The following is a 14,946-nucleotide window of genomic DNA, read 5'->3' as shown; positions in this document are numbered from 1 at the left end:
ACTTTAGCTATCTAATATTTGATTTCAATGGTCAAAAAACTCACAGCATCGGCTTTTCTTGCTTTCTACCTACTTACCCTGAACGCACAGCAGCCCGAAGCCACCGGCGGCAGTACTTCCGCAACCACGCAATATAATTCGCTTCCCGATGCCCTGCAGGCGGGCTTCCGCCTTCGCGGCAAACCCGGACCGGCAAGCGTCAACTGGATCGATAACGGAAACCGGTACTCCTTCATCTCCAATGGAGAGATCCATACCATGGACCCCAAAACACTCGAAGAGACCACCGTCTTTAGCAATAATGATGTCCATCTCCCCAACTCCACCCAACCCCTCCGCTACGAGTCCTTTCAATGGTCGAAAGATTCAAAGCACCTCGTATTCCGGACCAACTTCCGGCATATCTTCCGTAATTCCGGCATCTCCGACTACTATATGTATGACGTAGCCACGCGGCAACTGCAACAGGCGGCAAAGGATGCACGGTCCGCCGAGCTGTCCCCCGACGGCGGCAGGATCGGAATGGAACGCAACGGCAATCTCTACGTCTATGACTTCGCCGCCGGCCGCGAACGCCAGCTCACCGACGACAGCACCAGCGAAACCGGCCTGTTCAACGGCCACTACGACTGGGTATACGAAGAAGAATTTGGCCAGGGACAGGCATGGACCTGGTCAAAAGACAGCCGCTATGTCGCCTTCTGGCAATTCGACGACTCCAAAGTTCCCGTCTTCCAGATGACCAACTTCGAAGGACTCCATCCCAAGCAGGAAAAGATCTCCATCCCCCAGCCGGGTGATCCAAATCCCACGGTCCGCATCGGCGTCGTCGACGTTCAGTCGGGAAAGAAGGTCTGGCTCAAACCCGACGAGACCGGCGACTTCTATATCCCCCGCATCTACTGGACAAGCGAACCTGACGTGCTGGCGCTGATGACCCTCAATCGCAGCCAGAACCACATGAAGCTCTATTTCTTCAATGTAAAGACGGGTGAACACCGGGTCGTCCTCGAAGAACAGAACCAAACCTGGGTCTCCATCTTCGACTTCTACACCGATGTCAACGATATGGTCTACTTCCCCGAAAAGACAAAGGATTTCTTCTGGGTTTCCGATCGCTCCGGCTACTATCATATCTATCGCTACAGCTATGACGGCAAGCTGATCGGCCAGGTCACAAAAGGCAATTACGATCTGATAAAGGTCACCGGCATCGACCCCGATACCAAATCGATCTACTATCTCTCCGCCGAAGCCTCACCCCTCGAACAACAACTATATAGTATCAAATACGATGGCACCGGCAAGAAGAAACTGACCGGCGTGCCCGGGTATCATACGATCGACATGTCGACCAATACGGCCTGGTACCTCGACGAATACAGCAACACGACGATGCCGACCCAGGTGGGATTGTATAATTCCCAGGGCAAACTGCTCAAACAGCTGGAGGACAACCATGCCGTCAGCGAGTTTATCAAGACCCATGCCTATTCCCCGCAGCAACTGTTTCAGTTCAAGACCTCCGACGGGGTCACCCTCGACGGCAGCATGATAAAACCGTTTAATTTCGACTCCACGAAAAAATACCCCGTCATCCTGGCCATTTACGGCGGCCCCGAATCTCACGACGTCTTCAACCAGTTTTCGACCAGCGGCTTTCACCAGTGGCTCGCGCAAAACGGGTATATCGTGGTCGGTATAAATAACCGGGGGAACTCCGACTACGGCAGCGCCTTTATGAGGGTCGTTTATCAGCACCTGGGGAAATGGGAAAGCAATGATTTCGCGGAAGCGGCTCATTACCTGTCGACCCTGCCCTATGTCGATGGCCACAACATCGCGATCACGGGCACCAGCTATGGCGGGTATAGCACAACATACACCCTGCTGACCCATCCCGGCGTCTTCAAGGTGGGCGTCGCCAACTCCCCCGTCACCGACTGGAGATTGTATGACAATATCTATACCGAACGTTATATGGGAACCCTCGCCGACAACGCCGAAGGCTACAAGAACAGCAGCGATATGACCCATGCCGACAAGTTGCAGGACCATCTGCTGATCATCCACTCGATGCTCGACGACAACGTCCATCCTGCACAGACGATGGAACTGCTGACCGCCCTCACCAACGCCGGCAAGGACGTCGATCTCCGCATCTATCCCCCCGGCGCCCATGGCGCCGCTTACAACTGGCCCAGCTATTTACTCATCTCGAAGGTCACCTTCGAATATTTCGAACGCTATCTAAAAACTCACTGACCCGCCATATAACCCCGGGGCTGTCGAAACCCCGGGTTCTTGCTTCTAAAAATTCGCCGCATTGACCAGCCCCGGCATCGCCCGTTTCTTTGACGCCTGCTCATAGGCATACGCCATCCTGATCAGCGCCGCCTCGCTGTAGGCCGTGCCCACGAAGGACAGCCCTACCGGCAATCCCAGCACCAGCCCCATCGGAACGGTGATATGCGGATAACCCGCCATCGCCGCCGGGCCCGAAAAGCCGCCCCCGGTGCGGTAATCTCCCGCGATCAGGTCGATACAACAGGCCGGCCCGCTGGTGACCGAGATAATGGCATCCAACTGGTTCTGCCGCAGCAGATCGTCGATGATCGTCCGCGCCGTCAGCAGCTTCTTCAATGCGTCTGTATATTCGGCGCTATCCAGCCCGCCCCGGGCATCACTGCGCTCCAGCGTCTCCTGCTTGAAATAGGGCATCGCCTTTTTCTCATTGGCCTTGTTAAAGGCGATCACATCCGCAAGCGTCTTCATCGGCGCATTCGCGGTGGCAAGATATTTATTGACGCCGTCTTTGAACTCATACTGCAGGATCATCCCTTCCACCGAGCCCGGCTCCGACATCAGCTTTTGCAATTCCACTTCCACGATGGTCGCTCCCTGCGCCTTCAACGTCGAAACCGCCTCTTGCATCGCCGCGACCATCCCTTCATGGCCCGTCAGGGCGGACTTCTCGATCCCCAGCTTCTTTCCGCGCAACCCATACCCGTCAAGCCCGGTAACATAGTCGGCCGGCGTCTTCCCCTGGCTTTCCTTCGTCACCGCGTCATCGGGGTCGACACCCGCCAGCGCCGCCAGCAACAGCGCCGCATCTTTCACCGACCGCGCCATCGGTCCTGCCGTATCCTGGGTGGCCGAGATCGGGATGATCCCGCTGCGACTCAGCAGCCCGACCGTCGGCTTGATCCCTACGATCCCGTTGATGGACGAAGGCGATACCACCGATCCGTTCGTTTCCGTGCCGATAGCCACCGCGCAGAGGTTGGCGGACACCGCCGACCCCGAGCCCGCACTCGACCCCGAGGGGTTGCGGTCGAGCAGATAGGGCATCTTCGTCTGCCCGCCCCGGCTGCTCCACCCGCTGGTGCTCCGCGTACTCCGGAAATTCGCCCACTCGCTGAGATTGGTCTTTCCCAGCAGCACCGCACCCGAAGCCCGCAGCTGCCGGACGATAAAAGCATCCTTCGCCGCCCGGTGCCCTTCCAGCGCAAGCGCCCCCGCCGTCGTCTGCATCTTATCCCCCGAATCGATATTGTCTTTTATAAGCACCGGGATCCCATGCATCGGCCCCCGCACCTTCCCCGCCTTCCGCTCCGCATCCATCGCCGCCGCAATGCTCAACGCATCCGGGTTTAGCTCGATCACGGCATTCAACGTCGGCCCCTTCTTATCGATCTCCGCGATCCGCTTCAAATACAACTTCGTGATCTCCACCGAACTCACCGCCCCGCTCGCCATCTTCTCCTGCAACTGGTCGATCGTCACCTCCAGCAGCAGAAATTCCTTCTCCCCGGTGTTACCCCCCTTAAACGACAATGTAGAAATCGCAATTCCAGCCAACGAGCCGTCTCGAAGAAACTTTCTTCTATCCATAATGCAGTAGTTTTAGCCCTGAATATAACAAAAAAGAACCCCCGCACAACGCGCGGGGGTCTCTACGAATAAACAAAGTATCATCTTTTTCCGATCAACCCCATCACCACCTCCTTGTAATTCACCCCGATCGGGATCGTCACCTTCCCCAACTCGATCGTATTCCCATAGATCGATCGTATCTGCCCCGTCGCCACCAGGTAACTCCGGTGCACCCGGATAAACAACCGCGCCGGTAGCAACTTCTCCAGTTCATTCATCGTCTGATGCGTCACCAGCGTATATTCCGGCGTGTGGATCTTCAGATAGTCCTTCATCCCCTCCACATACAGGATCTCCGAAAAACTCACCCGGAAGAACTTGCTGTTCGATTTGATGAAGATATGATCTCCCTGCGGCAACGACCCCATCTCAATCGTGGCGCCGTCAACCCCCGAAGCCAGCGCCCCGGAGCCGCCCACACCGGCCATCCCGCGCCCGCCTGCCGCATAAAGCCGTCCATCCAGCAACTTATTGACAGCCTTTGAAAACCGCTCAAAGGATATCGGCTTCAAAAGATAATCGATCACATTGAACTCATAGCTCTCCAGCGCATACTCCGCATAGGCAGTCGTCAGCACCACCAACGGCGGATCGGTCAGCCCGCTGAGAAAATGCAGCCCGCTCATTCCCGGCAGCCGGATATCCAGGAAGATCACATCCACCTCCTGCGTCTGGAGCGCCGCCATCGCTTCCGGCCCGGTACGGAATACTCCGACCAGATCCATCTTATCTATCCGCGCCAGATGACTCTTGATCACATCCTGGGCCAGCGTTTCATCCTCGACGATGATACATTTTAACAAGCGGCAAAAGTTTTTAAAATTAACGACACCGTAAAAGTACTCTTATTTAGGATTACGTCTAAGGTATGAGAATCCGGGTAAAGACTCTCCAGTCTTTCCCGGGCATTGTGAAGTCTCAGTTCACTGGTCCGGGTTTCATCTCTCTCGGTCTGGATGATGTCCAGATCGTATGAAGAAGGATAAAGCAACTCCAGCAGGCTCCGGCTATGGGCAATGCCCATCCCGTTGAGCTTCTTGGCCTGCAGCTCGAGATCGGCGTCTGTGCTGTTGATCACATTCAGTACCAGCTGCCCGTTGCCAACCCGCAGGGTGATATAGATAAAAGGTTCGCCAAAGCTGTGGTCCATCGCATGCTTGAACCCGTTTTCGATAAAGGAGATAAAAAGAAAGGGTTCGATCAGCAGCCCTTCGGTTTGCCCCTCCACCGTCAGCCGGATGTCCGCCTTATGCCGCAGCTTCTCGATCTCGATATAGTTGCGGATGAATTCGATCTCCTTGTCAAGTGGGATCTTTTCTTCATTACATTCATAGATCAGGTAGCGCATGATATCCGCCAGCCTGATCACGATATCCGGTGTCCGGTCCGACTTTTGGAGGCTCAGGGAATAGATGCTGTTGAGGGTGTTGAACAGGAAATGGGGGTTCAGCTGCGCCCGGAGATAGCGCAGCTTGAAAAAGGTGTTGTCCTTTTTCATCGCCTCCAGAAGGTCTTTCTCATCGTCGGCCTTTCGGATATAAAAGATGGCGACCGATAGGGCCATATTCACGGCCGTCCACCAGCCTTCCCGTAACAGGTGCGTCGGCGTCATCGCAAAAAAGCCGTTCATCGGCGCCCCGGCAATCTTCCCGAAAAGGGAATAGACGCACAACAAAAAACCTCCGATCACCACGAAAGAGGCGATGGAGATCAGGATGGGGAGCGAGCGCCGCTTCCGCGTCGCCAGGGCCGACCCCATAAACCGGGAGAAAAGGATATAGGCGGGAAAGACCAGCAGGCTGGCCATCAGCAGGAAGGGCCATAGCCAGCGAAAGGGGCTCAGGATCCAGTTGGTCACCGGCTGCAGCAGGATCAGCATCACCCAGTAGAAGGTCTCCATCTTCGGGCGCCGCTTTCGGAGCCGGTCGTTATCATATTCCATGCGGGGTTAGAGATTTTACCTAAATCTACCGGCTGTTAACGGGGCGGGAAAAACTTTTCGACTAATATTAGGTAACGTTCGATGAATTAGGCCAACCGCCTCCATTTCCCTATTTTCGCGCCGCACAAAAACAAAGATATGCCCACCAAGATCACCGTCAACAACAACGGCTCGCTAAAAATTGAAGGAGATTTCGAGATCGTAGATCGTAACGGCCAACCCTATGGCCTCGGCGGCCGCGAGATCGTCAGCCTCTGCCGCTGCGGCATGTCTCAGAACAAGCCCTTTTGCGACGGCTCCCATAAAGGCCATTTCGAACACGACGCCACTTCCTTCGACCTGCCGCCCAAAAAGACGGTCTGATCCCGTTCAAAAGCAGGTCTGATCCGGCCAAAACGAGCCCGCCTCGCCGCAAGTCGCTAACCGACCTTATAAACCAGCGTTAACCCCGGCCCCGTCGGACCCACCGGCGCTACGCTGACATGCCTGGCCAGCTTCTTCGGCATATGCAGTCTCGGCGTCAGCATTCCCGATGCCACGCCGATCACCGCCCCCAGCGCGATATCGGTGGGAAAATGCTCTCCCGCCCGGCTCCGCCAGTATCCGGTCAGCGCGGTGATCGCCCCTGCACCCGTATAGAATACCCATTTGAGATCCGACTCGGGATGATAGGCCGCCCAGGTCGTCGCAATAAAGAATACCGACGTCCCCACCAGCGCCACATGCCCCGCAAAGAACGAGTTCCTCGAATTCGACGACTGCCGCTCCTTCAGCGGACTCGCCGCCTCATACGTCAGCGGCCGCAGCCTGCTCGCCCAATGCACCGCCGAAGTATACAACACCCCGGTAAGGATCACCGACTCCCCGTAGAGATAGGTCAGCTTCCAGAAATCCTTCCGCATCCGCTTGTCGACCCCAAAAACGATCAGCGGCAACGGCATAGCCACATAAAAAGGCACATAGCTCAGCTGATCCACCGAATGCGAGTACGGACGTACCCCCCAGCGGTCCAGCCAGTTCAGGTCGCTGATCTTTAGACTGTTCAGCTTGGCAAGACTCGTCTCGTTCTTGGCGCTGATCTTCGAAAAGTTATACAGGTCAAGCGCCGCTCCACCCACGACCAGCGGGATGTCCATCGAAGACTTGATCCGGAAAAGGCTGTCACCCGGCTTTTGGCCAAAAGCGCCCCCCGCCAACCCGGCGGCAAGGCTCAAAAAAATAGCTAATCTTCTCATACCCTTAAAGATGCGACAGAAAATTAATAAAAAAAATGTTCAAAGGGCGGCATTCCTTGTATATATCGCTTTCTTAAACTAGGTTAATGGACAGGGCTGGGGTAGGGGGCTAACTTTGTGGGACAAAAAACAGCAACAATGACAACAACCCTTCATAGAGCAGATACCCGCGGCCACGCCGATCATGGGTGGCTCAACAGCTTCTTCTCTTTCAGTTTTGCCGGCTACTATAACCCCGAACGCGTCCAGTTCGGCGTCCTTCGGGTACTCAACGACGATAGCGTGGAAGGCGGAAAGGGATTCGGCTCCCATCCCCATGATAACATGGAGATCATCAGCATCCCGCTGGAAGGCAGTCTCGCCCACGAAGACAATATGGGGCATAAACAGGTCGTCACCGCGGGCGAGGTCCAGGTCATGAGCACCGGCAAGGGAGTATTCCACAGCGAGTACAACAACAACCCCGACCAGTCCGTCAAATTCCTCCAGATCTGGGTCTTCCCCAATAAACTGAACGTCGATCCCCGGTACGATCAGGTGCGTCTCGACCCTTCAAAAGGCCACAACGCGCTGCAGCAGGTGATCTCGCCCAACCCCTCGAACGAAGGGTCCTGGATCTACCAGGACGCCTGGTTCCACATGGGGACCTTCGACGCCGGCCGTAAATTCGCCTACGAAACAAAGAAGCCCGGAAATGGGGTCTATCTTTTCATCATCGACGGCGCCTTCCTCTACAAAGGGCAGCGCCTCGAAAAACGCGACGGCCTCGGCGTCACCGACGTCGACAGCCTGGACCTCGAAGCCGCTGAAGCAGGGTCAAGGATCCTCATCATCGATATACCCATGAAGAACAATATCCAATAATATGGAAACAAATATCCTGGTCATCGGTCGCGACGCCGCCATCCTGGCGGTCATCCAACGCCTGATCAACGCCCACGAAGGCTGGCACGCAACTACCGTCTCCACGGAAGATGAGGCCATAACAGCGCTAAAACAAAGAACATACTCCATCGTCTTCGTCTCCGCCGGTTTCTCGGCGCAGGAAGAGGAGACCCTAAGGGGGAAATTGAAAAACATCGATCCGCAGGTCACCGTCACGCGCCACTACGGCGGCGGAAGCGGCCTGCTGGAAAACGAAATATTAGGTATACTCCAAAAAGGAAAGCAATGAAAAATACAATAGCCGGTATCCACCATATCACCGCCATCGCCGGCAACGCACAACGCAATTATGATTTTTATACAAAGGTCCTCGGCCTCCGCCTGGTAAAACGGACCGTCAACTTCGACGACCCCGGCACCTATCACTTCTATTATGGGAATGAGAAGGGCGCGCCGGGTACGATCCTCACCTTCTTCCCCTGGGAAGGCATCGTCGGCGGCCGCCCCGGCACCGGCATGGCGACGGAGATCGGCTACTCGGTACCAAAGGATAGCCTGGAATTTTGGGTCCAACGCCTTAAACAACACAACGTCCAACAATCACCGCTGATCCAGCGCTTCGGCGAAACCGTGCTCCCCTTCCAGGACCCCGATGGGCTAAACATCGACCTCATCGTCCCGCAACAACCCGACACGCGTCAGCCCTGGGTAACCCCCGGGGTAAACGCCGACGCCGCCACAAAAGGCTTCCACAGCGTGACCCTCACCCTGAAGAGCATAAAGCCTACCGCGGCCATCCTCACCGATGTCTTTGGCTATGAGTTGAAAGAACAGGAAGGCGATCGCTATCGGTTCGTATCCGCCGCCGCAGTATCACCCTCCACCGCGTCATCCTCCACCGCGTCACCCTCCACTGCGTCATCCGCCACCGCGTCATCCTCCAGCGCGTCGTCCGCATCCGCTCCAGCATCCATCGTCGACCTGGTGGAAGCACCCCAGGGCACTCGCGGCCTCAATGGCGGCGGCACCAACCACCACGTCGCATTCCGCGTGCCCAACGAAGAGATACAGATGGAGTTCCGGGAGAAGATCCTCAGCAGGGGATTGCATATCACGCCAAAGATCAACCGGGATTATTTTTATTCCCTCTATTTCCGCGAACCCGGCGGCGTCCTCTTCGAACTGGCCACCGACAATCCCGGCTTCACCGTTGACGAACCGCTAAACCAGCTCGGCACCCACCTCCAACTCCCGGAACAATACCAATCTTCCCGGGAGAAGATCGAAAAATCCTTACCCGCCCTCAACGTCTAAACCCGCGGTCGACCCGCGAAAAACGCGAATAATTATGCATACCCTCGACTATATAACCTCCGGTAAAGACCTCCCCGGCGCTGGAAAAGCCCTCATCCTGATCCACGGCCGCGGAGGCTCCGCCGAAGACATCCTCGCCCTCGCCGACGCCCTGCCGGTAGAAGACTTCGCCTGCTTCGCACCAAAGGCCGCCGCCCACTCCTGGTACCCGTACTCCTTCATGGCCCCGATAACCCAAAACGAACCCTGGCTCACCAGCGCCCTGCATGTCCTCAAACAACTCGTCACCGATATCAACAACAAAGGCATCACAAACGAGAACATCTGGCTGGCAGGTTTCTCTCAGGGCGCCTGCCTCGCCCTCGAATTCGTCACCCGCAACGCTACCCGCTATGGCGGCGTGGCGGCCTTCACCGGTGGCCTCATCGGCGACCGCATCTACTCCCAACACTATAGCGGCGACTTCGGCGGCACCCCGGTCTTCATCGGCACCAGCGATCCCGACCCGCACGTCCCCGTATCCCGCGTCCATGAGACGACGGCCCTCCTGCAAAAAATGAACGCGGCCGTCACCGAACGCGTCTACCCGGGAATGGGTCATACCATCACCACCGCCGAGATCGGCGAAGCCGCCCGCGCCGTCTTCAATGCTTCCTAAACATCCCCGACCTCACCTTACTCAAAAACTCCGGGGACACACCGATATATCTCGCGATCTGATGCTGCGGCACCCGCTGGGCCACCAGCGGGTACTTTTCCAAAAACGCCTTATACCGTTCCTCCGCCGTCTGCGACACCGCCGCATAGAACCGCTGCTGCAACACCCCCAGATTCCGCTGCACCAGCAACCGGAACATCCGCTCAAAAGCCGGCACCCGCTCGAACAACAGCGCCTTGCTCGAATGATCGATCGTCAGCAATTCCGTATCCTCGACCGTCTCGATAAACAAATTCGACGGCGTCCGGTCCGAAAAACTCGTGATATCGCTCACCCACCAGTCCTCCACCGCAAAAAGCAGGATCGTCTCCACCCCCTCCTTGTTCAGGTAATACATCCGCGTACACCCCTTCAGGATAAACCCCTCGAAATCACAAACCTCCCCCTCCTGCAAAAGGAATTGCTTCTTCCGCACCTTCCTCACCCGTAAAAGCGAATGAAAAAAATCCAGCTCCTCCACCGAAAGCGCGATATACTTCGCGACAAACTTATCGATACCTTCAAACATACCTCAATTTCAAGCGAATATACCAACCCCAAAAATAAATTTGGAAAATAATACCGATCGGTATAATTTTACATCGTCAAACAAGCAAAGCCATGAGCAAGGCGGAAAAAACAAAACAATTCATCATCGAGAAAACGGCTCCCATCTTCAACCAGAAGGGATACGCCGCCACCTCGCTCACGGATATGACCGAAGCCACCGGTCTCACGAAAGGAAGCATCTACGGCAACTTCGCCGACAAAGACGCGGTAGCCCTGGCCTGCTTCGATCATAATCATAAGATCGTCCGCGAAACCATCCGCAAGGAAATGGATCGCCGCAGTTCCTGGCGCGACAAACTCCGCGTCTATGTCGATGTCTATAGCGGCAACGGCAAATTCAATCTCGTACCCGGTGGCTGCCCGATCCTCAACACCGCCATCGAAGCCGCGGACACGCATCCCGCCCTGAAAACAAAAGCCGCCGAAGCCATCGAATCGTGGAAAGAGAAGATCGTGACCCTGATAGAAGCCGGGAAGGCAAATAAGGAATTCCGGCCGGTCACCGACTCCGAACAGGCCGCCCTCTCCATCATCGCCCTCCTCGAAGGCTCCATCATGATCCGCCGGACGGTCGGCCGGCCAGGCTATGGCAAGCCGCTGATCACCGCCGTGGAAAACATCATCAATTCGCTCTGACCCCGTATTCCCGAAATGCTCCCGAAAAGGGCCTTTTTTTCGCCTAAAAATATACCGATCGGTATAAAAAATAAGAATAAAATGAACACTTCAAACAACACCATCCTCATCACCGGCGGCAGCGCCGGCATCGGCTTCGAGATCGCAAAAGCGTTAAGCTCCGACAACAGGATCATCATCACCGGCCGCAACCCGGAACGCCTCAATGCCGCCGCCGCCCAGCTTCCCAACACCACCGCCATCCTCGGCGACGTCTCCGACGCAAAAGATGTCGAAACCCTCGTCGCCACACTTGGCAAAAACCACAGGGATCTTAACATCGTCATCAACAACGCCGGCAAATCCGCCCCCGTCTATAACCTCGCCACCGAAGGCGTCGACGCCTTCACAAAGGCAGGTGAAGAGATGCTCACCAACTATCTCTCCGTCATCCGACTCAATGAAAAACTGCTCCCCCTCCTCAAAAAGCAAAAAGAAGCCGCCATCGTCAACGTCACGTCCATCGTGGCCATCGCCCCCGGCGGCCGTCTCCCGTCCTATTCCGCCAGCAAGGCCGCACTGCACAGCTATAGCATCACACTGCGCCAGCACCTTGCAAACTCCAACATAAAAGTATTCGAACTCTATCCGCCCCTCGTCAATACCGAATTCTCGGCTGAGATCGGCGGCGCGATAAACGGCATCGCCCCCTCCATCGTCGCCGGCGACCTGAAGAAAGGCCTCGAACAGGATAGCTTCGACATCCGTGTCGGCCAGACCGCCGAACTCTATCAGTACTACCTCGCCGATCCGCAAGCAGCCATCAAGGTAATGGGCGGCGCCGAAGCATAACCGATCACCGGCCGGCCCGCAAGGGCCGGCCCCAAACCACAGGTCGCCCTGGCCGACCACTAGCACAGGCAGCACATTTTTCGTAAATTCGCCCTATGAACGTCCTACTCTTCAACGGTTGCAGTGACAACCGCCCCGATACAACCGGCCGCAGACTCTCGGCATACCTGCACCAGCAACTCCTCGACAACGGCTATACCGTTTCCCAGGTCAACGTATCCGACGCCCAAATCCCCTTCTTCCAACTCCGCGAACCCAACCCGCCGGCCGAGGTCGAATCCATGGTCGACGTCTTCTCCCGCAGCGACCTGCAGATCTGGCTCACCCCCCTCTACCACGGCGGGATGACCGGCGCCATGAAAAACTGCCTCGACTGGCTCGAACTCACCGCCCGCCGCGAGAAACCCTATCTCACGGACAAAGTCGTAGGCCTCGTCTGCTGGGCCGACGGCGGCCAGGCCATGCAGGGCATCAACGCCATGGACGCCGTGGCAAAAGCCCTCCGCGCCTGGGTCATCCCCTATACCGTCCCCCTGGTAAAAAGCCAGATCTATACCGACGCCCATCGCCGCGAACTATCCCTCGAGCATACCCGTAAACTCGACCGCCTCGTCACCCTCCTCGGCAACGCCGCCCAGGCCTTCGCCCTAACCTCCTGACCACATCGATGCGCCGCGCCCCGCTATATATCGCCCTGCTCATGCTCGCCACCGCGCTCGGCAATACATCCGCGGCGAAACCACCCTCACCCCCATCCGCCTCCATCTCTCGACCACCGAAAAAGCCGATCTCCTCGCCTTCCTCCACACCCTCACCGACTCCTCCTTCATCACCGATCCCCGTTTCTCCGCACCGTTTTAATCCATACCTTCATAGGAAATATACCAACCACCAATGAGAATCCTTCTGCTGGCCGCCGCCTTCGTCCTGGCGCAACTCACCACCACCGCCCAGTCCGTTACCGTAGGCGGCGAAGTCCTCACCCCCCTTACCCTCACCGCGGCCAATCTCACCGCCATGCCCCGGTCCACCGCCGTCTCGAAAGACAAACAGGGCGTCCCCCACACCTTCTCCGGCGTCGCCCTCGCCGACATCTTCAAAAAAGCCGGCGTCACCACCGGCCGCGAACTGCGCGGCGAGAACCTCGCCAAATATGTCCTCGTCACCTGCGCCGATAATTACCAGGTCGTCTTCTCCCTCGCCGAACTCGACTCGAGCTTTACCGATAGGGTAGTGATCCTCGCCGACCAGGTGGAAGGCAAACCCCTGCCCGCCGGCACCGGCCCCTTCCGCATCGTCGTCCCCGGCGAAAAGAAACCCGCCCGCAATTGCTTCCAGGTGCTCTCCATCGACATCAAATTCGCCAAAAAATAAACTGCCACATGAAAAAGACCTTCCTCCTCGCCGCGACAGCGATCACCCTCGCCGCGACACTCATCGCCCCCGCCGGCCAGGCCCAGCAACCCCCCACCCATACCCGCTGGGATGAACTCACCGCCAGCGACTGGCCCCGCGCCCTCGCCGCCTCCAACCACACCTGCATCCTGCCCATCGGCATCCTCGAGAAACACGGCCCCCATGTGCCGATCGGCTCCGACCTCATCCAGGTCCGCGAATGGTCGGCCCGCGCCTCCAAAAAAGAATATGCCGTCGTCTTCCCCGATTATTTCTACGGCCAGATAAATGAAGCCCGGCACGTCCCCGGCAGCTTCGCCCTCCCCGAACGCGTCGTATGGGACCTCCTCGAAGCCACCTGCGATGAAATTGCCCGCAACGGCTTCGACAAGATCGTCATCATCAACGGCCACGGCGGCAACCCCGAACTCATCCGCTACTTCATCCAGACCCGCCTCGAAAAAGCCCGCCCCTACGCCGTCTATTTCTTCGAACCCGGCAATGACAGCACCTACCGCCGCCAACTCGCCGCACTCCACCGGTCCGACCCCGCAAACGACCAACACGCAGGCGAACGCGAAACATCCTCCCTCCTCTACCTCCGCCCCGACCTCGTACAGATGGACTCCGCCAACAATCAATCCGGTCTCAACCAACACCGGCTCAACATCCCCAACGTCTACACCGCCATCTGGTGGTACGCCGACTATCCCAACCACTACGCCGGCGACGGCTCCAAAGCAACAAAAGAAGAAGGCCAGCTCATCAACGAACACTATATCGGCCAGCTCGTCGAAGCCCTGAAGGCCGTCAAAGCCGACACAAAAACCCTCCAGCTGCAAAAAGAATATTTCGATAAGGTCCCGCTCAACCCACGTCCATGAACACACTCCAGCAAATAAAAACTCACCGGGTCGTCGCCATCCTCCGCGGCAGCGACCCGGCTCATATCCTCCCCATCGTGGAGGCCCTCTATGCCGGCGGCATCCGGCTGCTCGAAATAACCCTCAACAGCCGGGATGCCCTCAACGCGATAAAAGAAACAAGCAAACAATGGGGCGATAAACTCCTCGTCGGCGCCGGCACCGTCCTCACCCCCGATGAGGCGCAGTCCGCCGTCGACGCCGGCGCAAAATTCATTCTCTCACCCTCCCTCGACATCCCCACCATCCAAAAAACCCGCGAGCTCGGCGCCGTCAGTATCCCCGGCGCCTTCACCGCCACCGAGATCCTCACCGCCTGGCGCAACGGTGCCGGGATGGTAAAGGTCTTCCCCGCCTCCGTCGGCCCCGCTTATTTCCGCGACCTCCGCGGCCCGCTGCCCCAGATCCCGCTCATGCCCACCGGTGGCGTCAATCTCGGCAACATCCGCGAATTCCACAAAGCCGGCGCCGCCGCCTTCGGCATCGGCAGCGCCCTCGTCACCCCCACCGAACAACTCACTCACAGCTACTTACAGGATCTCACGACCAACGCCGCCGCCTATATCGCCGCGATTGGCTAAC

Annotated in this window: 17 protein-coding genes; 12 read left to right on the top strand and 5 right to left on the bottom strand. The window is 57.2% G+C overall.

The window, feature by feature from the left end; genetic code table 11:
* Window positions 1–27: 27 nt before the first annotated feature.
* Window positions 28–2,265, top strand: a complete 2,238-nt coding sequence (locus VGM48_RS02690) for a S9 family peptidase (protein ID WP_331576170.1) — start codon at window positions 28–30, stop codon at window positions 2,263–2,265.
* 45 nt (window positions 2,266–2,310) lie between these two features.
* Here VGM48_RS02690 and VGM48_RS02685 read toward each other — a convergent pair whose 3' ends face one another.
* The 3 genes from VGM48_RS02685 to VGM48_RS02675 form a co-directional block, all read right to left on the bottom strand.
* On the bottom strand, window positions 2,311–3,894 hold the full coding sequence (locus VGM48_RS02685; RefSeq protein WP_331576169.1) for an amidase: 1,584 nt from the start codon (window positions 3,892–3,894) through the stop codon (window positions 2,311–2,313).
* Between the two features lie 80 nt (window positions 3,895–3,974).
* Window positions 3,975–4,739 carry a LytTR family DNA-binding domain-containing protein gene (locus tag VGM48_RS02680; protein WP_331576168.1) on the bottom strand — a complete coding sequence of 255 codons (765 nt, stop codon included), beginning with the start codon at window positions 4,737–4,739 and terminating at the stop codon, window positions 3,975–3,977.
* A complete protein-coding gene (locus VGM48_RS02675) occupies window positions 4,733–5,878 on the bottom strand; it encodes a sensor histidine kinase (protein WP_331576167.1) in 1,146 nt (381 codons plus the stop codon). The genes VGM48_RS02680 and VGM48_RS02675 overlap by 7 nt, the downstream gene beginning before the upstream one ends.
* A 138-nt stretch (window positions 5,879–6,016) precedes the next feature.
* Here VGM48_RS02675 and VGM48_RS02670 point away from each other — a divergent pair, with 138 nt between their 5' ends.
* Entirely contained in the window at window positions 6,017–6,241 is a 225-nt protein-coding gene (locus VGM48_RS02670) for a CDGSH iron-sulfur domain-containing protein (protein ID WP_331576166.1), read from the top strand.
* Window positions 6,242–6,297: 56 nt separating this feature from the next.
* Here the strand turns inward: VGM48_RS02670 and VGM48_RS02665 are convergent, their stop codons facing one another.
* Window positions 6,298–7,113: a phosphatase PAP2 family protein gene (locus VGM48_RS02665; protein ID WP_331576165.1), complete on the bottom strand. Its 816-nt coding sequence runs from the start codon at window positions 7,111–7,113 to the stop codon at window positions 6,298–6,300.
* Between the two features lie 138 nt (window positions 7,114–7,251).
* Here VGM48_RS02665 and VGM48_RS02660 point away from each other — a divergent pair, with 138 nt between their 5' ends.
* From VGM48_RS02660 to VGM48_RS02645, 4 genes are read left to right on the top strand one after another with little or no spacing between them, the layout of a single operon-like run.
* Window positions 7,252–7,977: a pirin family protein gene (locus VGM48_RS02660; RefSeq protein WP_331576164.1), complete on the top strand. Its 726-nt coding sequence runs from the start codon at window positions 7,252–7,254 to the stop codon at window positions 7,975–7,977.
* A gap of 1 nt (window position 7,978) precedes the next feature.
* Window positions 7,979–8,287, top strand: coding sequence for a hypothetical protein (locus VGM48_RS02655; protein ID WP_331576163.1), 309 nt, complete (start codon window positions 7,979–7,981; stop codon window positions 8,285–8,287).
* Window positions 8,284–9,312: a ring-cleaving dioxygenase gene (locus VGM48_RS02650; RefSeq protein ID WP_331576162.1), complete on the top strand. Its 1,029-nt coding sequence runs from the start codon at window positions 8,284–8,286 to the stop codon at window positions 9,310–9,312. The genes VGM48_RS02655 and VGM48_RS02650 overlap by 4 nt, the downstream gene beginning before the upstream one ends.
* A gap of 34 nt (window positions 9,313–9,346) precedes the next feature.
* Window positions 9,347–9,970, top strand: coding sequence for an alpha/beta hydrolase (locus VGM48_RS02645; RefSeq protein WP_331576161.1), 624 nt, complete (start codon window positions 9,347–9,349; stop codon window positions 9,968–9,970).
* Here the strand turns inward: VGM48_RS02645 and VGM48_RS02640 are convergent.
* Window positions 9,957–10,538 (bottom strand): Crp/Fnr family transcriptional regulator, encoded by a 582-nt coding sequence (locus tag VGM48_RS02640; protein ID WP_331576160.1) that lies wholly within the window; start codon window positions 10,536–10,538, stop codon window positions 9,957–9,959. The two genes, VGM48_RS02645 and VGM48_RS02640, sit on opposite strands and share 14 nt — an antisense overlap.
* 92 nt (window positions 10,539–10,630) lie before the next feature.
* On the opposite strand from VGM48_RS02640, the gene VGM48_RS02635 reads away from it, so the two are divergent.
* From VGM48_RS02635 to VGM48_RS02610, 6 genes are all read left to right on the top strand, one after another.
* Window positions 10,631–11,215 carry a TetR/AcrR family transcriptional regulator gene (locus VGM48_RS02635; RefSeq protein ID WP_331576159.1) on the top strand — a complete coding sequence of 195 codons (585 nt, stop codon included), beginning with the start codon at window positions 10,631–10,633 and terminating at the stop codon, window positions 11,213–11,215.
* A gap of 81 nt (window positions 11,216–11,296) precedes the next feature.
* Window positions 11,297–12,046 carry an SDR family oxidoreductase gene (locus VGM48_RS02630; RefSeq protein ID WP_331576158.1) on the top strand — a complete coding sequence of 250 codons (750 nt, stop codon included), beginning with the start codon at window positions 11,297–11,299 and terminating at the stop codon, window positions 12,044–12,046.
* 95 nt (window positions 12,047–12,141) lie between these two features.
* Window positions 12,142–12,705 (top strand): NADPH-dependent FMN reductase, encoded by a 564-nt coding sequence (locus VGM48_RS02625; RefSeq protein WP_331576157.1) that lies wholly within the window; start codon window positions 12,142–12,144, stop codon window positions 12,703–12,705.
* 235 nt (window positions 12,706–12,940) lie between these two features.
* Entirely contained in the window at window positions 12,941–13,420 is a 480-nt protein-coding gene (locus VGM48_RS02620) for a molybdopterin-dependent oxidoreductase (RefSeq protein ID WP_331576156.1), read from the top strand.
* Window positions 13,421–13,428: 8 nt separating this feature from the next.
* The gene (locus VGM48_RS02615; protein WP_331576155.1) at window positions 13,429–14,325 is read left to right on the top strand and encodes a creatininase family protein; all 897 of its coding nucleotides are present in this window, start codon (window positions 13,429–13,431) and stop codon (window positions 14,323–14,325) included.
* Window positions 14,322–14,945: a bifunctional 4-hydroxy-2-oxoglutarate aldolase/2-dehydro-3-deoxy-phosphogluconate aldolase gene (locus VGM48_RS02610; RefSeq protein ID WP_331576154.1), complete on the top strand. Its 624-nt coding sequence runs from the start codon at window positions 14,322–14,324 to the stop codon at window positions 14,943–14,945. Before VGM48_RS02615 ends, VGM48_RS02610 begins: the two co-directional genes overlap by 4 nt.
* The last annotated feature ends 1 nt before the right edge of the window (window position 14,946 follow it).

The sequence above is a fragment of the Puia sp. genome, assembly GCF_036500295.1.
Classification (GTDB): domain Bacteria; phylum Bacteroidota; class Bacteroidia; order Chitinophagales; family Chitinophagaceae; genus Puia.
Note: the sequence above shows the minus strand (reverse complement) of the source record. Positions and strands in the feature narration are given on the sequence as shown.